The organism is Lysobacter korlensis (assembly GCF_042434515.1).
The window spans coordinates 87811-111377 of sequence record NZ_JBHLTG010000006.1 but is presented as its reverse complement, the minus strand read 5'-3'; the positions used below and the strand labels follow the sequence as shown (position 1 = coordinate 111377).

The 23567-nt window shown below is 70.4% G+C and carries 19 protein-coding genes; 11 read left to right on the top strand and 8 right to left on the bottom strand.

Annotated features, from left to right (window positions below; translation table 11 throughout):
• Positions 1-20 precede the first annotated feature (20 nt).
• The 3 genes from ACFFGH_RS22745 to ACFFGH_RS22735 are packed head-to-tail and all read left to right on the top strand — an operon-like array spanning position 21 to position 7217.
• Positions 21-4616, top strand: coding sequence for an ATP-dependent helicase (locus tag ACFFGH_RS22745; RefSeq protein WP_386672607.1), 4596 nt, complete (start codon positions 21-23; stop codon positions 4614-4616).
• 34 nt (positions 4617-4650) lie between these two features.
• A complete protein-coding gene (locus ACFFGH_RS22740) occupies positions 4651-6423 on the top strand; it encodes a gamma-glutamyltransferase family protein (RefSeq protein ID WP_386672605.1) in 1773 nt (590 codons plus the stop codon).
• 17 nt (positions 6424-6440) lie between these two features.
• Entirely contained in the window at positions 6441-7217 is a 777-nt protein-coding gene (locus ACFFGH_RS22735) for a DNA-formamidopyrimidine glycosylase family protein (RefSeq protein ID WP_386672603.1), read from the top strand.
• Between the two features lie 3 nt (positions 7218-7220).
• Here the strand turns inward: ACFFGH_RS22735 and ACFFGH_RS22730 are convergent, their stop codons facing one another.
• Complete coding sequence (locus tag ACFFGH_RS22730; RefSeq protein ID WP_386672601.1) at positions 7221-7790, bottom strand: hypothetical protein; 570 nt, start codon at positions 7788-7790, stop codon at positions 7221-7223.
• A gap of 180 nt (positions 7791-7970) precedes the next feature.
• Between ACFFGH_RS22730 and ACFFGH_RS22725 the strand changes: the two genes are divergently transcribed.
• Both ACFFGH_RS22725 and ACFFGH_RS22720 read left to right on the top strand, forming a co-directional pair.
• Complete coding sequence (locus ACFFGH_RS22725; RefSeq protein ID WP_386672600.1) at positions 7971-8192, top strand: hypothetical protein; 222 nt, start codon at positions 7971-7973, stop codon at positions 8190-8192.
• 395 nt (positions 8193-8587) lie between these two features.
• The gene (locus ACFFGH_RS22720; RefSeq protein WP_386672599.1) at positions 8588-10033 is read left to right on the top strand and encodes a hypothetical protein; all 1446 of its coding nucleotides are present in this window, start codon (positions 8588-8590) and stop codon (positions 10031-10033) included.
• Between the two features lie 7 nt (positions 10034-10040).
• Here ACFFGH_RS22720 and ACFFGH_RS22715 read toward each other — a convergent pair whose 3' ends face one another.
• Positions 10041-10742: a TetR/AcrR family transcriptional regulator gene (locus ACFFGH_RS22715; RefSeq protein ID WP_386672597.1), complete on the bottom strand. Its 702-nt coding sequence runs from the start codon at positions 10740-10742 to the stop codon at positions 10041-10043.
• Positions 10743-10905: 163 nt separating this feature from the next.
• On the opposite strand from ACFFGH_RS22715, the gene ACFFGH_RS22710 reads away from it, so the two are divergent.
• From ACFFGH_RS22710 to ACFFGH_RS22700, 3 genes are all read left to right on the top strand, one after another.
• On the top strand, positions 10906-11592 hold the full coding sequence (locus ACFFGH_RS22710; protein ID WP_386672595.1) for a DUF4386 domain-containing protein: 687 nt from the start codon (positions 10906-10908) through the stop codon (positions 11590-11592).
• Between the two features lie 155 nt (positions 11593-11747).
• The gene (locus ACFFGH_RS22705; protein WP_386672593.1) at positions 11748-12782 is read left to right on the top strand and encodes an NAD(P)-dependent alcohol dehydrogenase; all 1035 of its coding nucleotides are present in this window, start codon (positions 11748-11750) and stop codon (positions 12780-12782) included.
• Positions 12783-12866: 84 nt separating this feature from the next.
• Positions 12867-13922, top strand: a complete 1056-nt coding sequence (locus ACFFGH_RS22700) for a family 43 glycosylhydrolase (RefSeq protein ID WP_386672591.1) — start codon at positions 12867-12869, stop codon at positions 13920-13922.
• 55 nt (positions 13923-13977) lie between these two features.
• Here the strand turns inward: ACFFGH_RS22700 and ACFFGH_RS22695 are convergent, their stop codons facing one another.
• The 3 genes from ACFFGH_RS22695 to ACFFGH_RS22685 all read right to left on the bottom strand — a co-directional run bounded on the left by ACFFGH_RS22695 (position 13978) and on the right by ACFFGH_RS22685 (position 16954).
• A complete protein-coding gene (locus ACFFGH_RS22695; RefSeq protein ID WP_386672589.1) occupies positions 13978-14886 on the bottom strand; it encodes a carbohydrate ABC transporter permease in 909 nt (302 codons plus the stop codon).
• Positions 14883-15764 carry a carbohydrate ABC transporter permease gene (locus ACFFGH_RS22690; RefSeq protein WP_386672587.1) on the bottom strand — a complete coding sequence of 294 codons (882 nt, stop codon included), beginning with the start codon at positions 15762-15764 and terminating at the stop codon, positions 14883-14885. The genes ACFFGH_RS22695 and ACFFGH_RS22690 overlap by 4 nt, the downstream gene beginning before the upstream one ends.
• An 80-nt stretch (positions 15765-15844) precedes the next feature.
• A complete protein-coding gene (locus ACFFGH_RS22685) occupies positions 15845-16954 on the bottom strand; it encodes an ABC transporter substrate-binding protein (protein ID WP_386672585.1) in 1110 nt (369 codons plus the stop codon).
• 319 nt (positions 16955-17273) lie between these two features.
• Between ACFFGH_RS22685 and ACFFGH_RS22680 the strand changes: the two genes are divergently transcribed.
• From ACFFGH_RS22680 to ACFFGH_RS22670, 3 genes are all read left to right on the top strand, one after another.
• Positions 17274-18233 (top strand): LacI family DNA-binding transcriptional regulator, encoded by a 960-nt coding sequence (locus tag ACFFGH_RS22680; protein ID WP_386672583.1) that lies wholly within the window; start codon positions 17274-17276, stop codon positions 18231-18233.
• A gap of 289 nt (positions 18234-18522) precedes the next feature.
• Positions 18523-19341, top strand: coding sequence for a CPBP family intramembrane glutamic endopeptidase (locus ACFFGH_RS22675; protein WP_386672581.1), 819 nt, complete (start codon positions 18523-18525; stop codon positions 19339-19341).
• A gap of 42 nt (positions 19342-19383) precedes the next feature.
• Positions 19384-20322, top strand: a complete 939-nt coding sequence (locus tag ACFFGH_RS22670; protein ID WP_386672579.1) for a CPBP family intramembrane glutamic endopeptidase — start codon at positions 19384-19386, stop codon at positions 20320-20322.
• On the opposite strand, the gene ACFFGH_RS22665 is transcribed toward ACFFGH_RS22670, so the two are convergent.
• Genes ACFFGH_RS22665 through fabG form a run of 3 tightly spaced genes read right to left on the bottom strand, consistent with a single transcriptional unit; the run spans position 20319 to position 23565 of the window.
• Complete coding sequence (locus ACFFGH_RS22665) at positions 20319-21509, bottom strand: acetyl-CoA C-acetyltransferase (RefSeq protein WP_386672577.1); 1191 nt, start codon at positions 21507-21509, stop codon at positions 20319-20321. The genes ACFFGH_RS22670 and ACFFGH_RS22665 overlap by 4 nt on opposite strands.
• Before the next feature lie 15 nt (positions 21510-21524).
• A complete protein-coding gene (locus tag ACFFGH_RS22660) occupies positions 21525-22763 on the bottom strand; it encodes an acyl-CoA dehydrogenase family protein (protein WP_386672575.1) in 1239 nt (412 codons plus the stop codon).
• Between the two features lie 37 nt (positions 22764-22800).
• Entirely contained in the window at positions 22801-23565 is a 765-nt protein-coding gene (gene fabG / locus ACFFGH_RS22655) for a 3-oxoacyl-ACP reductase FabG (protein WP_386672573.1), read from the bottom strand.
• Positions 23566-23567 lie beyond the last annotated feature (2 nt).

The following is a 23567-nucleotide window of genomic DNA, read 5'->3' as shown; positions in this document are numbered from 1 at the left end:
GCTTGGGGAACAATGGCCGCATGAGCTCGGTGCTCGAGAAGTTCAGCCCTGCCACGCGGGAGTGGTTCTCGGGCGCCTTCGCGGCGGCCACAGATGCGCAGCTCGGCGCGTGGAAGGCGATCTCCGGCGGCGGCAACGCGCTGGTGGTCGCGCCGACCGGATCCGGCAAGACGCTCGCCGCGTTCCTCTGGGCGATCGACCGCCTCGCTGCCGGATCACCGCCGGCAGAGCGGATGCACCGCACCCGTGTTCTCTACATCTCCCCGCTGAAGGCGCTCGGCGTCGACGTGGAGCGGAACCTCCGCTCTCCGCTCGTCGGCGTCACCCAGACCGCGCGGCGGCTCGGCATCGAGGCCCCGCACATCACCGTCGGGGTGCGCAGCGGCGACACGCCCTCGGGTGAGCGCCGGCAGCTGCAGCGGGAGCCACCCGACATCCTCATCACGACACCCGAGAGCCTCTTCCTGATGCTCACCTCATCGGCGCGGGAGACCCTGGTCGGTGTGGAGACGGTCATCGTCGACGAGGTCCACGCCGTCGCGGCCACGAAGCGCGGCGCGCATCTCGCGCTGTCTCTGGAGCGGCTCGACGCGCTGCTCGACCGCCCGACGCAGCGGATCGGCCTCTCCGCAACCGTGCGCCCGCACGAGGAGGTGGCCCGGTTCCTGGCCGGAAGCGCTCCGGTCACCATCGTGGCGCCGAAGGCGAGCAAGCGGTTCGACCTGCGCGTCGTCGTGCCGGTGGACGACATGACGGAGCTCGGCACCACGATCATCGAGGGGACCATCCCGGGGGAGCAGCCGCAGGGATCGATCTGGCCGCACGTGGAGGAGAGCATCGTCGACCGGGTGCTGGAGCATCGCTCGACGATCGTGTTCGCGAATTCCCGGCGGCTCGCGGAGCGCCTGACGGCGCGGCTCAATGAGGTCTACGCGGACCGGCTGGCGTTGGAGGAGGTGCCCACGGACCCTGAGCTTGTCGAAGGGTCCGGCCCGGATACCCGTGCGGTCCCTTCGACAGGCTCGGGGACCGGGGGTTCCGGCTTGCTCACCGTGTCGCCGCCCGCGCAGCTCATGGCGCAGTCCGGCGCGACGTCCGGGGCCGAGCCGCTGCTCGCGCGAGCGCATCACGGCTCGGTGAGCAAGGACCAGCGAGCCATCATCGAGGACGACCTGAAGAGCGGCCGGCTCCGCTGCGTGGTGGCGACGTCCTCCCTGGAGCTCGGTATCGACATGGGTGCCGTCGACCTGGTCGTGCAGGTGGAGTCGCCGCCGTCCGTCGCGAGCGGGCTGCAGCGTGTGGGCCGCGCCGGCCACCAGGTGGGTGAGGTCTCCCGCGGGGTGATCTACCCCAAGCACCGCGCCGACCTCATCCACGCCACCGTCGCAAGCGAGCGGATGCGGGCCGGCCTCATCGAGGCGCTCGCCATCCCGGCGAACCCGCTCGACGTCCTGGCTCAGCAGACCGTCGCGCATGTGGCCCTCGGCAGCGCCGATGTCGAGGAGTGGTTCGACACGGTGCGCCGCAGCGCCCCGTTCGCCGCCCTGCCCCGATCCGCCTTCGACGCCGTGCTCGACCTGCTGAGCGGCCGCTACCCGAGCGACGAGTTCGCCGAGCTGCGCCCGAGGCTGGTGTGGGACCGCGTCGCCGGCACCATCACCGGCCGCCCCGGCGCCCAGCGGCTCGCCGTGACGAGCGGCGGCACGATCCCCGACCGCGGACTGTTCGGGGTGTTCCTCGTCGGCGGTGACGAGCACGCCGCCGGCAGCCGCCGGGTCGGCGAGCTCGACGAGGAGATGGTCTACGAATCCCGCGTCGGGGACGTGTTCGCCCTGGGCGCCACCAGCTGGAAGATCGAGGACATCACCCACGATCGGGTGCTGGTCTCCCCCGCCTTCGGCCAGCCCGGCCGTGTGCCGTTCTGGAAGGGCGACGGCATCGGCCGCCCGGCCGAGCTGGGCCGAGCCATCGGCGCCTTCACGCGGGAGGTGTCCGGGGCATCCGAGGAGGCCGCCCGCACGCGCGCCGTCGCGACCGGCCTCGACGACCGCGCCGCCAACAACCTGCTCGCGTTCCTGGACGCGCAGAAGCAGGCGACCACCCACGTGCCGACCGACCGGACGCTCCTGGTCGAGCGGTTCCGCGACGAGCTCGGCGACTGGCGTGTGGTGCTGCATTCGCCGTACGGGATGCAGGTGCATGCGCCTTGGGCGCTCGCGGTGTCCGCGCGGGTGCGGGATGAGTTCGGCTACGACGGCGCGGCCGTCGCGGGTGACGACGGCATCATCGTCCGGCTGCCCGACACGGATGCCGCGGCGCCCGGGGCGGAGCTGTTCCTGTTCGAGGAGGGCGAGCTCGAGCAGATCATCACCGACGAGGTCGGCGGCTCGGCGCTGTTCGCCGCCCGCTTCCGGGAGTGCGCAGCCCGGGCGCTGCTGCTCCCCCGCCGGGACCCGGGCCGCCGCTCGCCGCTGTGGCAGCAGCGGCAGCGCGCCTCCCAGCTGCTCGAAGTGGCGCGCAAGTTCCCCAGCTTCCCCATCGTCCTGGAGACGGTGCGGGAGGTGCTGCAGGACGTCTACGACCTGCCGTCGCTCACCGGGCTCGCCGCGGAGATCGCCAGCCGCCGCATCCGCATCGTCGAGGCGGAGACGGAGCAGGCGTCGCCGTTCGCGCGTTCGCTGCTGTTCGGCTACGTCGCCGCGTTCATGTACGAGGGCGACTCCCCGCTCGCCGAGCGCCGCGCCGCCGCCCTCAGCCTCGACTCCACGCTCCTCGCCGAGCTGCTCGGCCGCGCCGAGCTGCGGGAGCTGCTGGACGCCGCGGTGATCGAGCAGACCGAGCGGGAGCTGCAGCGCCTCGCCGACGACCGGAAGGCCCGCGGGGCGGAGGGCATCGTCGACCTGCTGCGCATCCTCGGCCCGCTGAGCACCGACGAGGTGGCGGAACGCCTGGACGCAGCCGTAGAACAGCCCGCTCAGGAGCTGCTCGATGACCTCGCCAGGCACAACCGTGTGCTGCGGGCCGGTATCGCCGGGGTTGAGCGGTGGGCGGTCATCGAGGACGCCAGTCGCCTGCGCGACGCGCTCGGTGTCCCCCTGCCGATCGGGGTGCCGAGTGCATTCGTCGAGCCGGTGGCCGACCCGGTCGGCGACCTCGTCGGCCGTTACGCCCGCACTCACGGACCCTTCCCCGTGCAGGCGGCGGCGCAGCGGCTGGGCCTCGGCACGGCCGTGGTGCTCGACACCCTCCGGCGGCTCGCGGGCGAGCGCCGTGTGCTGGAGGGCGAGTTCCGGCCCGGCGCGACGGGCAGCGAGTGGGTGGATGCCGAGGTGCTGCGGCGGCTTCGGAGCCGGTCGCTCGCCGCCCTGCGCCATGAGGTCGAGCCGGTGTCGCAGGACACGCTCGCCCGGTTCCTGCCCGCCTGGCAGCACGTGACGTCGAAGCTGAAGGGCATCGACGGCGTGGTGCAGGCCATCGACCAGCTGAGCGGCCTGCCCCTTCCGGCGTCCGCATGGGAGACGCTGATCCTTCCCGCACGGGTGAGCGGCTACACCCCGTCGTGGCTGGACGAGCTCACCGCCACCGGCGAGGTGCTGTGGTCGGGAGCGGGTCCCCTCCCGGGCGGCGACGGCTGGGTCAGCCTGCACCTCGCCGACACCGCGCACCTCACCCTGCCCGTGCCGGACGACACGGAGCCGGGCGAACTGCAGGGCCGGATCCTGGCGGCGCTGGCCGGCGGCGGCGCGTTCTTCTTCCGTCAGCTGTCGAACGCGGTCGGCAGCACTGACGACGCCGAACTGGTCGCGGCGATCTGGGAGCTGGTCTGGAGCGGCCGTCTCACGAACGACACCTTCTCGCCGCTGCGTGCGCAGCTCGGCGGCGGCACGACGCGTCCGCGGCTGCCGCGCGCACGTGCCTACCGCGGACGTGCGCGCCCCGCGATGCCCGCCCAGGCGGGGCCTCCCGCGGTCTCCGGCCGGTGGTCGCTGCTGCCCGAGCCGGAGCAGCAGGCCACCGTCCGCGCCGCCGCCACCGCCGAGCTGCTGCTCGAGCGGTACGGCATCGTCACCCGCGGTGCGGTGCAGGCGGAGGGTCTGCCGGGTGGCTTCGCGCTCGTCTACCGGGTGCTGAGCGGGTTCGAGGAGAGCGGACGAGCCCGCCGCGGCTATTTCGTCGACGGGCTGGGCGCCGCGCAGTTCGCCACCGGACCGACCGTCGACCGCCTCCGCACCTTCACCCGCGACGCTGAGGAGCGGTCGGAGCCGGTCGTGGTGACGCTCGCCGCGACCGACCCGGCGAACGCCTTCGGGGCGGCGCTCCCCTGGCCGCAGGTCGAAGGGCACCGGCCCGGGCGGAAGAACGGCGCCCTCGTGGTGCTGGTCGACGGGGCGCTCACGCTGTACGTCGAAAAGGGCGGGAAGACGATGCTCACATTCGGCGACGCGGACGCGCTCGAGCCCGCCGCCCGCTCGCTCGCCGCAACCGTCCGCTCCAGCGGTGGACGCATGCGGGTCGAGAAGGCAGACGGCGAATTCGTGATCGGCACCGCCCTCGGCGCCGCGTTGCAGAGCGCCGGGTTCACGGCGATTCCGCAGGGTCTGCGCCTGCGCGCGTGACACGCCGGGACAGTTGCTCTGTCAGTCTTGGTTCGTGACGTTCGCCACCCGATCCGCGTTCACCACCCGCCCGACCCTCGACGGGTCGTTCGGGATGGCGGCGTCGACCCATTGGCTCGCCTCGCAGAGCGCGATGGCAGTGCTCGAGCGGGGCGGCAACGCGTTCGACGCGGCGGTGGCGTGCGGGCTCGTGCTCCAGGTGGTGGAACCGCACCTGAACGGGCCCGGCGGTGATCTCGTCGGAATGGTCGCGCCTGCCGGCGGACCATCGCGGGTGCTCTGCGGCCAGGGAACGGCGCCGGCCGAAGCGACCATCGACACCTACCGCGGCTTCGGCCTGGACCTGGTGCCGGGCGCGGGACTCCTCGCCGCGACCGTCCCCGGTGCGTTCGACGCGTGGCTGCTGCTGCTGAAAGACCATGGAACGTGGGAACTCGCCGACGTGGCGGAGTTCGCTCTGCACTACGCGCACACCGGTTATCCGGTGTTGCCTCCGATCGCCCGCACGATCGGCACGGTGCGGAACCTGTTCCTGGATTCCTGGACCACCTCGGCGGAGAACTGGCTGACCGACGGGGCCACGCCCGAGGCGGGAACGCTCCGCACCTCGCCGGCCTGGGCCGAGACCCTCACCCGCCTGATCGCCGCGGGGACGGGTGACAGCCGCGAAGAGCGCATCGATGCGGTCCGACGGGAATGGGCCGAGGGGTTCATCGCGCAGGAGATCGACCGCTTCGCGCGGACGCCGGTGCGCGACTCCTCCGGCGAGGACCACCCCGGCGTGCTGCGTGCGTCCGACCTCGCCGGCTGGCGCGCGTCGTGGGAGGCGCCGGTGCGAACGTCGTTCCGCGGGCATACCGTGCTGAAGCCGGGGTTCTGGACGCAGGGGCCCACGCTCCTCCAGGCGCTCAGCATCCTCGACGGCTTCGCCGACGACGAGCTCGACCCGGGAACGCCCGGCGGCGCCCACCGGATGCTGGAGGCGATGAAGCTCGCGATGGCCGACCGCGAGGCGTATTACGGCGACTCCACGCCGGCGGCCGACGTGCTGCTGCGCGAGGAGTACGCGGCGCAGCGACGGGCGCTGATCGGCGAGAGCGCCAGCCGCGATCTCCGGCCTGGCCGGATCGATGGGCTGCAGCTGCGGCTTCCCGCCACACGGTCGGCCACGGCGAGCGCACCGGGCACCGGCGAGCCCACCGTCGCCCGCACGGGCGTCACCAAGGGCGACACCTGCCATCTCGACATCGTCGATCGGCACGGCAACATGATCTCGGTCACCCCGTCCGGCGGCTGGCTGCAGTCGTCGCCGTACATCCCGGAGCTCGGGTTCGCGCTCGGGTCACGGCTGCAGATGATGTGGCTGGACGAGGGGCTTCCGTCGAGCCTCGCGCCCGGACGGCGGCCGCGCACCACGCTGAGTCCCACCCTGGTCGAGCGCGCCGGCGTCGCGGTGCTCTCGGTCGGGACGCCGGGCGGCGACAGCCAAGATCAGTGGCAGCTGCCGTTCCTGCTCCGGGTGTTGGCGGGCGGTCTGGAGCTGCAGCAGGCGATCGACGCGCCGAGCCTCCACTCGACCAATGCGCCGGAGTCGTTCTGGCCGCGGGAGCGCATCCCGGCCGGCGTGGTCGCCGAGGAGTCCCTCGGCGGTGAACTGCTCGCGGAGCTGCTGGTGCGCGGCCATGATGTGACGCTCAGCAGCGACTGGACCCTCGGTCGCCTGTCGGCGGTGTCGCGGGATGCCGACGGAAGGCTTCGCGCCGCGGCGAACCCGCGCGGCATGCAGGGGTACGCCGTCGGCCGGTAGGTCGCGACGAGTAGCCGATGCCGGAGGGCGACACCATCTACCGCGAAGCGCGGCAGCAGCACGCTGCGCTCGCCGGCCAGACGCTCACCGGATGCGACATCCGGGTTCCCCGCTACGCGACGGTGGACCTCACTGGCGAGACGGTGCGCGAGGTCGTGAGCCGCGGCAAGCACCTGCTGCACCGCATCGGCGACTGGACACTGCACACGCATCTGAAGATGGAGGGCATGTGGCAGCTGTACCGGCCGGGTGAGCGCTGGCGGCGGCCGGCCTTCACGGCCCGGGCGGTGCTCACCACGGCGCCCTGGCAGGCGGTGGGCTTCTCCCTCGGCATCACGGAAGTGCTGCCGACCGCCGACGAGGACTCGATCGTCGGGCACCTCGGCCCGGACCTGCTGGGTCCGGATTGGGATGCCGTCGAGGCGATCCGCCGCATCACGGAGCAGCCGGAGGTGCCGATCTTCGTCGCGATGCTGGATCAGCGGAACCTGGCCGGGGTCGGGAACGTCTTCGCCAACGAGCTGTGCTTCCTGCGCGGAGTCCTGCCGACCCGGCCGGCGGGGGAAGTCGACACGGTGGCGGCGGTCGATCTCGCACACCGGATGCTGCAGGCGAACAAGGACCGCCCGCAGCGTTCGACGACGGGCGACCTGCGGCCCGGCCGGCGCAGCTATGTCTACGGCCGCGCCGGACAGCCGTGCCCGCGCTGCGGCACCCGGATCCTCGCCGGCCGGCTCGGGCGGGACGAGCTGCAGGAACGGGACACCTACTGGTGTCCGAACTGCCAGCGCTGACGCTCAGACGTCTTCGTCTTCGTCTTCATCTTCGGCTCGCCGCGCCCGCCAGGCGATCGCGTGCAGGAACAGCACCCCGGCGAGAACCAGCAGCCCGACCAGCATGAGCGGAGGCGACAGGAGGTCGAGCACCTCCATGGTCACGATCTCGTTCATGTCGTCGACGGGTGTGGCGCCGACGTAAATCGACTGGGAACGCCAGGTGCCGAAGAAGCCCGCCGTGATCAGCAGCACGCCGACGACCCAGAGCGTCGCCACCCATGGGTTGCCGCGCAGCACCATCCTGCCGGCCACGGGGAACTCGGTCTGCGTCTGCGGTGCCGCCTCTTCGGCGAGCATCTCATCATGCGCTGCCGCCGTTGCGGGAGGCACGACGAACGGGTCGACGCGCTCCTCGGAAGGCGCACGGAACCCGGCGGCTCGCGGCGGCTCGGATCGCTGCCCGGCGAGAGGACGCGCCTCCTTCGGCGTCTCCACGGCACGGATGCGGGCGTGCGCGGCGGCACCGGCGAAGCCCCGCTGAAAGACCGGATCGTACCGGGGATCGATCGCCGGAGGGTTCTCTTTCGTCATCGAAACCACCTCGGGACCGAGCCTATCCGCCGGTGCCAGCCCCGTCCATGCCGGCGCCCCGTCCCCCGAACTGGGTGCTTACCTCAGCTTCGGTGTCCTCCATAACGTGGACACACCGTCAGTCCCCCATACGGCGGACACGCAAGGGCACCCCGCCCTCCGATCCAGGAGTCGAACGTCATGGCCGAGCACGCGCTCTCGTATTTCATCGCCCTCGTCGTCGTGTGCAACGTGAGCGTGATGCTCGCGCTCGTCGGAATCGTCGTGTTCCTTCCGCGCATGACGCGCCGCCGCCCCGCCCACCGCGCCGAGGCCGCCCCGCTTCGCGCGCGCCTCACCCTCGTGGCCGGCCGCCCGGCGGCGCCGCGCGGGTCCCGGGTGGCCACCGCACGCGCCGCCTGAGCAGAGTTATCCACAGGGTTTCCACACCTGTACATATCTCAGGTTCCTTTCAGGTTCGCGTGCGTCGGTGTGCTATCGTCCCCCGTTTTGTGGACGTTTCTGAGGACACGCCGTAGGCGCAACCCTCCACTGGCGCGTCGTCCCCGGCGGAACTTAGTCTTCCCGGGTGGACGTCAGCGGAGCAGCCCCGGAGTGCGCGGACTGCTCGAGCCCGCTGCAGATCACCGGGACGACGGCGCACCCGTACTGGCTGTGCCCACGCTGCAGGGTTGCCCGGCTGACCGTGCAATTCACCTGAACGGTTTCAGGCGCAGGCAGTTCCGGTCGAGCCGCGCCGCATCGCGGCGTTGAGGGCTCCCGGGCTGGGGCACAACGAGCGGCTCTAGGATCGGGCCATGGATCTGGCGCTCCTGCTTGTCGGCATCGCCGCAGTGGCCGTTCTCGCCATCGTCGTGGGGGCCGCGGTACGCCGTTCCCGCGCCCGCGCCGCTCGGGAACGGCTGGCGCAGGAGCAGCAGGCGGCCGCCCAGCTGTCGGAGCTGGAGCGGGCTGCGGGCGTCGCGCTCGTGCGCGCGGATGAGCGGATCCGCCTGGCGGACGACGAGGTCGGGTTCGCCGTCGCGGAGTTCGGTGAGACCGCAGTGGCGGACTTCCGCGCCGCGCTGCAGCGGGCCAGGCAGCGGCTGAGCGAGGCGTTCCACCTCAACCAGCTGCTGAGCGACCACGTGCCCGACACCGAAGCGCAGCGCCGCGAGTGGAACGAGCGGATCGTCTCGCTGTGCCAGTCGGCGGAGGCGGCGATCGCGGAGCAGGCGTCCGCCTTCGCTGCCCGGCGCGACACGGTCCGCCGCACGCCATCGCAGATCCAGCGGGTGCGCGCCGATGTGGAACGCACCCGGCAGGCCATCCCAGCGGCACGGAGGGCGCTGACCGCGCTGGCGGAGCGGTACGCGGACGCCAGCCTCAGCCCGGTCGCCGCGAACGCGGATCAGGCGGAGCAGCTGCTGCGCTTCGCGGAGCGGAGCACCGAGGTCGCCGAGTCCCGCCTCGCCGCCTCCCGGGACTCCGAGGCGGACGCCGCGGTGCGGGCCGCGGAGGAGGCGGCGCGCCGGGCTGACGCACTGCTCGACGCCGTCGACAGCTTCGAGGTCGAGGCGCTCCAGGCGGAGTCGACCCTCGCCGCCATGGTCGCCGAGTCGCACGCGGAGCTGTCCGCCGCGCGCGCCCTGCCGGAGTCGGAGCGACGCGGCAGGATCGATGGAGCGATCGCAAGCCTCGAGCGCGCCCTCGCAGCACTGCCGGCTCCGGGCGCCCGTCTCGATCCCATCGGCTCGCTGTCGGCGCTGCGCCAGGCCAACACCGCGCTGGACGAAGCGGTTGCCGAGCGCACCCAGCGGGCGCATGAGCAGGATCGCCTGCGGGCGCAGCTGCTCACCGCGATGGACGATGCGGAACGACAGATCGCCTCGGCGCGCTCGATGATCACCGACTACCGCGTTCCGATCGGGCCCGATGCCCGCACCCGCCTCGCCGAAGCGGAGCTGCAGTTCGCCGGCATTCCTGAGGAACGCGATCCCGCGCTGGCGCTCGCCCGCGCGCGTCGCGCCGCTGCCCTCGCAGCCGACGCCGCGGCATTCGCCCACGCCGACCTCCAGCGCCTCCAGGGCTACGGGTCGGGTGGCTATGGCGGCTACGGTCCGCAGGGGTACGGCCCGCGCGGCGGCATCAGCATCGGCGGCGGCCAGATCCTCGGCGGCGTGCTCGGCGGGCTCGCAATCGGCGGCCTGCTCGATGGGCTCGGGGACCTGGGCGACTTCGGCGACTTCGGCGACTTCGGCTGAGCGCCGGCTACCCCACCGTCGGTGACGCCGCCGAGCCAGCCCCGGTCGGTGCATTCCGGGCGGCCTCGGCGCCCTCTCCTGCGAGCGCGCCGTCCAGGCCATCGAGGATCAGCCCGATCCCGAACTCGAACTCGTTGCCGTAGGCGTACCCCGGCTTCAGGATGAGCTCGGCGGCCATCTCGCCAAGGTGCGGAAATGCGTTGGACATCATGTGCTGCTGCTCCAGAATGCTCTCGGTGGCGGCCTCGATGCTGCCCGACTGGTCAAGCGGCAGCGACGCCTCCTGCATCGCGAATCCCCGCACGTAGCTGTCGAGCACCGACAGCGCGTGCGCGGCCATGGCGATGGAGAAGCCGGCAGCACGCAGGAACGCGATCACGGTGTCGAGGTATCGAAGCGTCGCGGTCCCGGGGCTGGTGCGCGAGTCCAGGATGCCGATCGCCCATGGGTGCTTCGCCAGCACTGCTCGCGTCGACTCCGCCCGCCGGCGCATCGCCGTCTTCCACTCCTCTCCCGGGAGCGGAAGCTCCATCTCACTGAAGACGATGTCGACCATTCCGTCGAGGATGTCCTCCTTGCTCCTCACGTGGTGATAGAGCGACATGGCCTCGATCCCCAGCTCGGCGGCGAGCTTCCGCATGCTCAGCGACCCGATCCCGCCGGCATCGGCGAGCCCCATCGCGGTCTGCAGCGCGCGTTCGCGGGTCACCGGCGTCCTGCCGCCATCCTTCGCTCGAACCGTTCGCCCGGCCCCGGTTGCCGTCACGTGCCCTCCATTTCCGTCGTTGCGTTGACTTCACCTTACACCGTATGGTAGACCGGGTACGGCGACCTTACACCGTAAGAGTCGCGGCAGCCGATCGAAGGAAGTCATGACCACCACCTCGCGAGCCGAAATGCTCCCCACCTCCCACACCGGGTCCGTCCCGCACGCGTCGCTCGAACTGTCCGCTCCGCAGCGCGCACGGTTCCGGGCTGCGGCACGCGCGGTCGGGATCCTCATGCTCGGCGCCTTTCTGACGTACGGCATCGGCAGCAGTGTCGCGCTGGCCAGCACCGGCGACGATGGCGCATCGGCCCTGCTCGTCGCGGGCGTCGGGTCCATGCTGATCAACTCCGCCATGGTCGTCGCGATCGGAGCCCTGGTGTTCCCGATCCTCGGCCGCTTCAGCAGGCCGGTCGCCCGGCTGTATCTCGGCACGCGTATCTTCGAGGGCATCGGCCTCGGAACCGGAGCGGTTGCCCTGCTGACGCTGACCGGCTCCGCCGCCATCGAGACCAACTTCGTCGCCTACAACGTCGCCATGGCAGGCCTCGGCATCGGCAGCCTCGCGTTCTGCGCGCTGCTGTTCCGCTCCGGGCTGGCTCCCCGCATCCTCGCCGTCTGGGGCTTCGTCGGGTACGCCACCTTCGCCACCGGATGCCTCCTTGAGCTCGCCGGCGTGACCGGCGCAGGACTGGTCTCCACCATCCCCGGCGCCGGCTTCGAGGTCGCCTTCGGCATCTGGCTGATCGCCAAGGGCTTCCGGCCCGTCGCCACGCGGTCGGCCCGCGCATGAGCGCCGCGACCGCCTGGACCGCGGCGCGCATGCCGAACCTCACCGGCGCTCACCGCCGCTCGGCTCTGGGCGGCATCCGAGGCGCTCACCGGCGTCGGCTTCCCGCCGGACGCCTGCAGCGGCGAATCCCGACCGAACCGAAGGAACGCACACTCATGACCACGACGAGCCACCCGGCAACCGTTTCCGCACCGCCCGAGAGCACCACGATGAGCGCCATCGTGCAACGCGAGTACGGCGACTCAGCCGTGCTCCGACTGAAGGCGATCAGCATCCCGGCGATCACTGACGATGAAGTGCTGATCCGCGTCCACGCGGCAGGCGTGAATCATGCCGACTGGGTCTCCACGACGGGCGAGCCCCTGATCGGCCGGCTGGCATTCGGCTTGCGGCGCCCGAAACAGCCGGTGCGCGGCAGGGACGTCGCCGGCGTGATCCACGCGGTCGGCCCGGCCGTCACCCGGTTCCGCCCGGGCGACGCCGTGTACGGGGAGCTGGACACCGGCACCTTCGCGGAGTACGCCGCGGCACCCGAACGCGCGGTGGCATTGAAGCCCGCGAACCTCACATTCGAGCAGGCGGCCGTCGTGCCGCTCTCCGCCCGCACGGCCCTGCAGGGGCTCACCATCGCGGATGACGTGCGCCCCGACAGCCACGTGCTGATCAACGGTGCGTCCGGAGGAGTGGGAACGTTCGCGGTGCAGATCGCCAAGTCGCTCGGCGCCGAGGTGACGGCGGTGTGCAGCGCACGGAACGCGGAGCTTGCCCGCTCCCTCGGCGCCGACCACGTCATCGACTACACCGAGACGGACTTCACGACTGGAGCCGAGCGGTATGACGTGATCTTCGACAGCATCGGGAACCATTCGCTCAGCCGCCTGCGCGGCGTCCTCACCCGCCGCGGGACGCTGGTGCTCTCGAGCGGCACCGGCGGACGGGTGCTCGGGCCGATGGGCAGAATCCTCCAGGCGCTCCTGATGACACCGTTCGTCAGCCAGACCCTCCGCACCTTCACGAGTGGCCTCCCCCTCGACCGGATCACCGAGCTCGTCGAGGCCGGCGAGGTGACACCGGTGATCGAACGGGCGTACCCGCTCGCTGAGACCGGCCAGGCGATCCGCCACTTCGCGGAGCGGCACGCGCGGGCGAAGATCGTGATCCGCGTGACGCCGGATGCGGAGCGTAGGTGACACTCGCGGACGCCAGCATCGACAACGCTTACACGTGCCAGTACGATGAATCGCATTGACCATCCACCGCACGAAAGGAACCGGATGCTGCAGACCGCACGCAGCTCGATCACTCCAGGACAGATCTGGCTCGACACGAAGGGCGACCGGATTCAGGCCCACGGCGGCTCCATCCTCGCCGTCGACGGGGTCTTCTACTGGTACGGCGAGAACAAAGAGAAGTCGACGCCCGGCAGCGGGATCTGGCACTGGGGCGTCCGCTGCTATTCATCGACGGACCTGTACAACTGGGAGGACCGCGGCCTCATCATCCCGCCGGACGTGAACGACCCGACGTCCCCGCTACACCCGCAGCAGTACCTCGACCGCCCGCACATCATCTACAACGAGCGGACGGAGAAGTTCGTCTGCTGGATCAAGGTGATGACGCCCGGTGAGCCCACACAGCGCTCGACGGTGCTCGAGGCCGATTCGATCCTCGGTCCCTACACGGAGGTGCGCTCCTGGCTGAGGCCGCTCGGGATGAACGCCGGCGATTTCGACCTCGCCGTGGACCCCACGGACGGAAAGGGCTACTACTACTTCGGCCGCATCCACACGGAGTTGATCTGCGCGGACCTGACCGACGACTACACCGACGTGACCGGCTACTACTCGACTCACTTTCCACGGAAGCAGCCGCCGTTCGTGCGGGAGGCGCCCTCGTACTTCGCTCGGGATGGGTTGCACTACCTGATCACGTCCGGCACGACGGGCTACTACCCGAATCCCTCCGAGGTGGCGGTCGCGCCGTCGTACCACGGGCCGTTCACGGTGCTCGGCGACCCGCATCCGGACGATCCGAGCCGCACGTCCTTCCACACGCAGATCTCCTCGGTGTTCAAGCATCCGGGAAAGAGGGACCTGTACATCGCGCTCGGCGACCGCTGGCTGCCCCACTACACGGCGGACAGCAGCGCGGCGCTGAAGGCGTTCGAGGAGCACTTCGGGCAGGAGCAGGGCGGCGATGTCGAGCCGATGGCGGAGCTGACCACGATCGACACGTCGCAAGCGGCCTACGTGTGGCTGCCGCTGCGGTTCGACGGGTCGATGGCATACATCGACTGGCACGAGGAGTGGCGAGTCGAGGACTTCGACTGAGGCACGCACGGGAGGAGGGGCCGGGGTTGCACCCGGCCCCTCCTTTCGTTCGCGGTCAGCCCTTCACGGCTCCGTCGGTGAGGCCCTTCATGACCTTCTGGTTCAGCACCAGGTAGATCAGCAGCGTCGGCACGATGGAGATGCAGATCGACGCGAAGGTCGGTCCCCACTCCGTCTGCCCGTACTGGCCGATGAACGCCAGCAGACCCGCCTGGATTGTCTTCGAGTCGTTCGACCCCATGAACGTCAGCGCGAACAGCAGGTCGTTCCAGAAGAAGAAGAACTGCACGATTGCGATGGTCATGATCGCGTTGCGCAGCACCGGCAGCGTGATGCTCCAGAAGACGCGGTAGATGCTCGCCCCGTCCACGACGGCCGCCTCGATCATCTCCCGCGGCACCGAGCGGTAGTAGCCGGCCATCATGAACACGGTCAGGGGCAGTCCCGTAGCGGTGTACGTGAGGATGAGCGCGAGCGGATTGTTCAACAGCTGAGCGTGGAAGTACATCGTGAACAGCGGCAGCAAGATCATCTGCGTCGGCACCATGAGACCGACGAGGAATCCGAGCAGCACCCCGTTCTGGCCTCGCCACTTCAGCACCTCGAGGGCGAACCCCGCCATGACCCCGACCGCAATCAGCAGTGCGATGGCCGGGAACGTCGCCAGGGCGCTGTTCAGGATGTAGGTGTCCATGTTCCCGCGCACCCAGGCGTCGACATAGTTCTGCCAGTGCAGCCCGTCCGGGAGCGCCCACATCGGCTTCGTGCTGAACTCCGCCGGCCCCTTCAGCGACGACAGCAGCAGCCAGAGCAGCGGCACGATCTCGATCACCAGCAGAAGCACGATGCCGATCCAGCCGAGCAGCCGGCCCACGCTGATCCGGCGTCGTGCTGCCGGCCGCGCCGGAGGCGCCGGCTCGTCGGCCCGTCCGGCGGGGCGCACGGGTGCGACCGTGGCGGTCATGCGGTCACGTCCTTCCGGGCGCTCCGGAAGATCGCGACGGTCACCACGAGGCTCAGCAGCGTCAGTGCCATGGCGATGGTGCTGCCGTATCCGTACTGGCCGAAGTTGAATGAGGTGCGGAACATCAGCAGGGTGAGCGGTGTGGTCGCACCGTTCGGACCGCCGGCAGTCAGCGCGAACACCGAATCGAATACCTTGATGGATCCGTTGATGCTGAAGATGAGGGCGGAGACCAGCACCGGGGTGAGGAACGGCAGGATCATGTGCCGCACCAGCGTCCAGCGATGGGCGCCGTCGAGCCGGGCGGCCTCGATCATGTCGTCGGGGATGGCGACGAGCCCCGCGTACAGCAGCACGGCATAAAACCCCATGGAGCGCCAGACATCCATGATCACCAGCACGACGAACGCGTTGTCGGGCGATCCGAGCCAGTCGGTCGCGCCGAGCCCGAGGCCGGAGGTGAAGGCGTTCACCAGCCCGTGCTGCGGCACCAGCTCGAACAGCTTCACGAACATCTGGGCGACGGCGGCGGTCGGCAGCACGATCGGGAAGAAGACCAGCGTCCGCACGAGCGCGGACGACTTCCGCAGAAAGAACACGTAGAGCAGCGAGAGCCCGAAGCCGGCCGCGACCTGCAGCACCGTCACGACGACCGCGTATCTGAGGCTGAACCAGGTCGCCTGCCAGAAGACCGGGTCGGCTGCGAGCTCCGTGTAGTTGCCCAAGCCGACCGAGTCGAAGCCGGAGATCGGGTTGCCCTCGAAGAACGTGTATCCGGTCGACCACACGATCGGCACGATCATGATGACCGTGTAGAGGAGCAGGGCCGGGGTGATGAACAGGAGGATCGCCCGACGATCGCCGAGTACCTTCTCCATGGATCTCCTTACGGAAGGAGGGGCCCGGAGTGTGGGAACGCTCCGGGCCCCTCGCTGTTCTCGGTGCGAGCGACAGGCAATTACTGCGCGGCCTGCACCTGTTCCATGAACTGCTGGGCGGTGATGTCGCCGGCCGCGAGCGCGCCGCCGGCTCCTTGAGACACAGACGTGCCCTCGGGGCTCTGGTGGGACTCGAACCAGGGCACCGCGTCGGTGATGCCGTCGAGCCGATCGGCGATCTCGGCCACGAGACGCGACTTCGGCTCGAGATCGGTTTCGAAGCCGGTGATCAGGTCCAGCTTCTCCATCGCCACGTCGCCGTAGTTCTCCACCAGGTACTTCAAGAACTGCTCCACTTCGGGCGTCAGCGTCTTGGCGGTCACCGCCATCGGCAGTCCGACGTTGGCGGGCGTCTGCTCCGCGTTGCCGGCCCCGCCGTCCACCGCGGGGATCGGGAAGAAGCCGATGTTCTCCTCACCGATCTGGTTCCGCTCCGCGTCATTGAACGCCGCAGTGGCCCACGTGCCCATGTAGTAGATCGCGGCCTTGCCCTGGAGGAACAGGTCGAGCGCCGGATCGTAGTCGAGTGCGGCGACGCCCTCGCCGAAGTACCCCTTATCCGCGAAGTCGGCGATGGCCTCGGCCCCGGCAAGGTACTCGGGGTCGGTGAACTCAGCGTCGCCGTCGCGAACCGCGGTCAGTGCATCCGGGCCCACATTGCGGTGGATGTAGCCGCTGACGAGCCGGGTGACCGGCCAGCCGGCCTTGCCCGCCGTCGCGATCGGCTGGATCCCGGCCTCCTGCAGCGTCGCGGCCGCTTCGTCCAGGTCCGCCCAGGTCTCCGGCGTCTCGAGTCCGTGCTCCTCGAACAGCGCCGTGTTGTACCAGAAGCCCTCGATCGCCACCTCGAGCGGCAGACCCACGAGCTTGCCTCCGTAGAGCCCCTTGATGATGTCGACCGAGAAGGGGCTGAGCTTGTCGAGCACGCCGAGTTCCTCGAGCACCGGCTCCAGGTCGACGATCTTGCCGGCATCGGCGAGTTCGATGATCTGCGACGGTGTTCCGACCTGGAAGAACGTGGGCAGGGCATCCTGCGAGGCGAGCAGCTGGATCTTCTGATCCATGTCCGCGCCGAGGTAGTCCATCTCCAGGGACGCGTCCTCGCCGTACTCATCCACGAGGGTTTGCATGACGAGCGCGCTTCCCGTGCCCTCGGCGGAGCCAGTCAGGAAGGAGATTTCGAGGGGACCGGCGGGTGCCGGTGACGTTCCCTGACCGGCGCACGCGCTCAAAGTCAGGGCAATAGCTGCGCCGGCTGCGACGGCGGCGGGCTTGAATCGCATGGGACCTCCAGGGCTTGGAATCGGGACGGACTTTGTCCCGATGGGTTGGATCGTAGACCGATCTACTTGCACGTGTCAACGACCCGTGACACGTGCAAGTAACGATTTCGGTAGAGTGGCGCCGAGACACCGATTTCCCGGGAGTGTGAGCCGTTTGAGCCAACGCGTGACGAGCACCGATGTGGCGCGCGAAGCCGGCCTTTCGCGCGCCACGGTCAGCTACGTGCTGAACGGCGATCCGCGTCAGCAGATCCCCGAGCCGACGCGGCAGCGGGTGCTGGAGGCTGCAGCCCGCCTCGGGTACCGGCCATACGGTCCGGCCCGGCTCCTGCGCGGTGCACGCAGCAAGGTCGTGCTCATGCTGACTCCGGGGCTGCAGCGCGCTGCGGACTTCGTGGCGGCCGGCATCATCAGCCAGCTCGGCGAGGAGCTGGCGACGAAGGGCTTGCACCTCGTCTGGCAACTCGGGGACACGGAGCTGCACGGGGCCTCAGTCGACCTCGCACCGGCCGTGGTGCTGTCGTCCGCCACGGAGGACGAGGAGACGTTCGCGAAGCTGGTGCAGCAGTTCGACGTGCCGGTGCTGGCGGCGTTCCCCGGGCTCCCAGGCTTCATCGGCGGCGCGGCCTCCGCACAGGTCGAGCACCTCGTCGAGCGCGGACGAAGAAGACTGGCATTCGCCTTCCCAGGCGTGGCCCAGCTGCAGCCGACGGCCGAGATCCGCTGGGCGGCCGTGCAGGACGCCGCCCGGCGGCTCGACCTTGAGGCCCCTGTGCGATTCGATGCACCGGACGACCGCTCCGCCGCGACGACGGCGCTGATCGAACTGCTTGATGCACACCCGGACGTCGACGGCATCTGCGCCTACAACGACGCGGTGGCCTTCGCGGTGCTCGCCGCCGCGAGCGATGCGGACGTCGCCGTCCCGGACCGCATCGCGGTGATCGGCGTCGACAACCACCCGTTCGGCACCCTGGCCATTCCCGCACTGTCGACCGTCGAGGCCGACGTGCACGAGTTCGTGACGGCGTTCGCGCAGAACGTGGCACGGGTGGCGGGCGGCGAGGACCCGCTGCCGATCCGGCTCCCGGAGCGCTCGCAGCCGGTGGTGCGCAGGTCCAGCTGACCTGAGGCCGGAGGCGTGGATGTGAGGATTCCGGCGACCTTCCACGGGGGTCCGTCACCGGGAACGATCGCGAGGCGGACGGCGGATACCCCCGCCCGGAGGTCGCCACCGCCGGCGCCTTCCCCCCAAACGACACGGCGGCCCGGGTCGGAATGCACATCCATTCTCACTATTGCGAACGGTGCTCGCGCTGTTGTACATTCTCATTTGTAAGAACGGCTAGGGCGGTCCGCATCCTCGACCGATGCTCGCCCTCCCCGCGCGACGACAGAATCGAGACTCAGCACCCATGCCCCGCTCCGACCGCCGAACACTCATCGCCTTCTTCGCCCTGACGTTCGCCCTCTCCTGGGGCGTGTGGGGCACGGGCCTTGCATTCCAGCACGGCCTGCTCCAGTGGAAGCTGCCGGGCGACCCGCTGTCCTATCTCGCGATCACCGTCGCGGCGATCGCGGTGACCGGCCGTTTCGCCGGCGCAGGGGCGGTGAAGAGCCTGCTGGCACGAATGGTGCTGTGGCGGGTGCACGTCAGGTGGTACCTGGCGGCGCTCGTCATTCCGGGGATCCCGGCACTCGCCGCGATCGGCATGCACGCGGCGCTCGGCGGCACCCATGACTTGGACGCGCTGGTGCCGCTCACCGCCGTCGCGCCGCTCCTGCTGACGCAGGTCCTGCTGCACCTGCTCACGGAGGAATTGGGCTGGCGCGGCGTCGCGCTCCCGCGTCTGCGTGCACGATTCGGACCGCTCACTGCAAGCCTGGTTCTCGGCTCAGTCTGGGCGGCCTGGCACATCCCGCTGTTCCTGCTCCCTGGGAGCCGGCAGAGCTACCCGTTCGTCGGTTTCGTGATCCTCGCGATCTCGATCACCGTGATCATGACCTGGATCTTCGACCGCACGGGGGGCAGCGTGCTCATCGCCGCGCTGTTCCACGCCGCAATGAACACCTGGTGGGCCGCGACGAACGCGTTGTGGGGTGCGGAGTCGCTGTTCTGGATCCTCGTGGCGCTCACCGCGGCCACAGCCGGAGTGGTGGCCGTGCTGCAGCACCGGTCCTCGAGAACCGCATTCCTCACCGTTCGGATTCCCGTGGCTCCGGCCGCCCCGTAGAAGCCGCGCCGACAACCCAATCCCCAGGAAAGGAGCCGCCGCGTGTCGCGGAAGGTCTTCACGTTTCTCGCCATCTCCCTCGGATGGGCGTGCCTCGTCGGCGCCGGCCTGTTCGTCACCGGCACCTCCCTCGACTCGCTCGAAGGCATTCTCGTCTTGGCGGCTCTGTACATGCCGTCCCCATTCGTCGCGGCGGTGATCGCCGAGCGTGGAATCCGCCGGGACCGATTCCGACTTCCCCGCGGCGGGGCCCGCCGAGTGCTCGCGTTCCTGCTCGCGCCGGCAGCCGGAGTGTTCGCATTCGCACTGCTGTACCTGGGCGCCGTCTTCGTCGGTGGCGACCTGCTCGGCCTCCCGGGCTTCGGCGGACTCGCCACCACGCAGGCGCAGGTCGCTGCCGGAGCCGCCGATCTCCTCGGCGAAAAGGCCGTCGCTGCGGCCGGTCCGCCCCCGCCCGCGTTCGTGCTGTTGCTCGCAGGCATGTGGGGTGCCCTCGTCGCGGGGTGGACACTCAACGGACTGTTCGCGATGGGCGAGGAATACGGCTGGCGCGGACTCCTGTGGGATGAGCTGAAGCACCTGGGGGGCGGGCGGGCGAATCTCGCAATCGGCACGGCGTGGGGCCTCTGGCACGCACCGGTGATCCTGCAGGGCTACAACTATGGTTCCCCGCTGCTCGGCGTCCCGGCGATGGTGGCCTTCTGCATCGGGATGTCGTACTTCCTCACCGCGCTGCGCGAGCGCACCGGCAGCGTACTCCCTGTCGCCGCCGCACACGGCATCTTCAACGCGCTGGCGCCGATGCTGATCCTCCTCGCGCCGGGGACCGGTCTCGTCGTCGCCGGCCCGCTGGGCGTCGTCGGCGCGCTGCTCCTCCTGCTCGTCGGCAGACTGTTCTGGATTCGCCCACAAATCCGCAGCATCCCGGCGGCCGCTTCGACGAGCTCAGCGACCGCAGTCCCACCCGAGTCGATGGGCTAGCCGGTGGAGCGCAGGATGAGCGCCTCGCCCTGACCGCCCCCGCCGCAGAGCGCGGCGACGCCGACACCGCCGTCGCGGTGCAGCACGTGCGCGAGGTGCAGCGCCAGCCGGGCTCCGGATGCACCGACCGGGTGCCCGAGCGCGATCGCGCCGCCCGCGCGGTTGATCCGCTCGGGCTCGATTCCGAGGTCGTCGGCCGACTGAAGGACGACGGAGGCGAACGCCTCGTTGATCTCCACGGCCTGCAGATCGCCGACCTCGAGGTGTTCGCGGCCGAGCGCGCGGCGGATCGCGTTCGCGGGCTGCGAGTGCAGCGACCGGTCAGGGCCCGCGACCTGCCCGGCCGCGCCGACCTCCGCCAGCCAGCTCAGTCCGTTGGCTCGCGCCCAGCCCTTGCTCGCGACGACCAGCGCCGCCGCGCCGTCTGTGATCTGGGAGGCGTTGCCGGCGGTCACCGTGCCGCCCTCGCGGAAGGCGGGCTTCAGCCGCGCGAGCGATTCCACCGTGGTGTCGGGGCGAATGCCGTCGTCGTGGGCCACCTCGGCCGGCTCCGCCCGCGGCTGCGGAACTTTCACCGGATCGATCTCCGCGTCGAACTCGCCGCGTTCGCGCGCCGCGCCCGCCCGCTGCTGCGACATCGCCGCGTACTCGTCCTGCCGCTCCCTCGGGATGCGCCTGCCCTCATTGCCCTCGTCGGTCGCACGCCCCATCAGGAGGGAGTCGAACGGGTCGAGCAGACCGTCGTAGTACAGCGCATCCTCCAGTCCTCTGGCGCCGAGGCCGAACGGCTCCCGCGACTTGAGCAGCAGGTGCGGGGCGTTGGTCATCGACTCCTGGCCGCCGGCGACGACCACCGAGGCCTCGCCGGTTCGGATGAGACGAGCGGCATCGATCACGGCGGTCAACCCGGACAGGCAGAGCTTGTTGATCGTGATGGCGGGCACGTCCCAGCCGATGCCGGCTCCGATGCTCGCCTGCCGGCCCTGCCCCTGCCCCGCGCCGGCCTGGATCACCTGCCCCAGGATCACCGTGTCGACCGCGTCGGCCGGGACACTCGCCCGCTGCAGCGCAGCCCGGATCGCGTGGGCCCCGAGCACCGTCGCCGGCAGCGAGGCGAAGGCGCCGTTGAATTTCGCGAACGGCGTGCGGGCGCCGCCGAGGATCACCGGTATCGTGTCGTTGCTCATGCGAGCCCCTTCCGTTCAGGCGAAGGCCGAGAGGCCGGTGATGTCGCGCCCGAGGATCAGGGCCTGCACCGTCTCGGTGCCTTCGTAGGTGTGCACCGCTTCGATGTCGGCGAAGTGCCGCGCGACCCGGTTGCCGATCAGGATGCCGTTGCCGCCGAGCAGGTCGCGGGCGTTCGCCGCGATCGACCGGGCCGAACGGGTGGCGCTGTACTTGGCGAGCGACGCCTGCGGGCCGCTGAGCCCCTCCTCCCCCTCCAGCCGGGTCAGCGACATGAGCAGCGTCTGCAGCTGCGTGAGCTCACTCAGCATCCGCGCCAGCCGCTCCTGCACCACCTGCGATGCGGCGAGCGGCCGGCCGAACTGCACCCGCTGCCGGCTGTAGTGCACGGCTGTCTCGTAGCAGGCGGTGGCGTGGCCGAGCGCCGACCAGGCGACGCCGAGGCGTGTGGCCTTGAGCACGCGGGCGGTGTCCTTGAAGCTGCGGGCGTGGGGCAGGCGGGCGCCGGTCGGCACGAAGACGGCCTCCAGCCGGATGTGCGCCTGCCACAGCGCGCGCAGCGCGAGCTTCCCCTCGATCACCGTCGCGGTGTAGCCGGGCGTCGACTGGGGCACCAGGTAGCCGTGCACCGCATCGTCGTCGCCGCGTGCCCAGACGACGGTGACTCCGCCGACGGAGCCGTTGCCGATCCACTTCTTCTCCCCGTTCAGCACGTAGCCGCCGTCGACCGTGGTGGCCCGCGTCTCGAGGCTCACGGAGTCGGAGCCGTGGGTCGGCTCGGTGAGCGCGAACGCGCCGAACTCATCCACCCGCGCGAGCTTCGGCAGCCAGTGCTCCTTCTGCTCAGGCGACCCGAGCAGCGAGACCGATCGCAGGGTGAGTCCGCCCTGCACGCCCATCATGGTGCCCACGGATCCGTCGCCGCGGCTCAGCTCCGCCTGGACGAGGCATGCCGCCAGCAGGCCCATGTCGGGAAATCCGGGCACCTCGATGCCGTCCCGGACGAGGTCGAGCTCGCCGAGCCGGCGGGCGAGCTGCAGCGGGTACTCGGCGCGGTCCCAGTACCCGTCGATGACGGGCAGCACCTCCTCCTGCACGAAACGTCGCGCCCGATCGCGGTACTCCAGCGCCTGGGCGGGGAGGCCGCGGAAGACGCCTGCCATGTCCGGATCGAGCGGCTCGGAGAGCCGGTATTCCGGTTCCCGCACTCCCACTCCCTCGTGCGTGCGGGGTGGGGCGGCGTCGGTTGTGGTCATGCTTCCTCCTCGAGCGAGCCGCTCCGGTGCCGGTCGGTCATACCTTCGGCCCCCCTGCGACGTAGAGCACCTGGCCGGACACGAACGACGCCTCATCCGAGGTGAAGAACGCTGCGGCCGCCGCGATGTCGTCCGGCGTTCCGGGCCGGCCGACCGGGATGTCCTTCGCGACCTGGGCGAGGAAGTCGTCGAACGTCATGCCGAGCCGCTCGGCTGTCGCTCGCGTCATGTCCGTGGCGATGTACCCGGGCGCGATCACGTTGGCCGTGATATTGAACGGGCCGAGTTCGATGGCGACCGACTTCGTGAAGCCCTGCAGGCCGGCCTTCACGGCGGCGTAGTTCGCCTGCCCGCGGTTGCCGAGGGCGCTGATCGAGGAGAGGGTCACGATCCGCCCCCACTTCGCGGCGACCTGATGCGCCTGCACGGCCCGGGTCATCAGAAACGCGCCCCGCAGGTGCACCGCGACGACCGAGTCCCAGTCGTCGTCGGTCATCCTGAACAGCAGGTTGTCGCGGAGGATGCCGGCGTTGTTCACCAGGATCGTCGGCGCGCCGAGCTCTTCGGCGATCCGGTCGACGGCGGTCCGCACCTGCTCCGCATCCGCCACGTCAGCGGCGACGCCGATCGCCCGGCCGCCGGCCGCACGGATGGCCTCAACGGTGTCCTGAGTGGTCCTCTCAGCGAGATCGAGCACGGCGACGGCGCGGCCGTCCGCGGCGAGGCGCTTCGAGATCGCCGCGCCGATCCCCCGCGCGGCCCCCGTCACGATCGCGACCCGCTCTGGCAATCCGTTGCCCACCC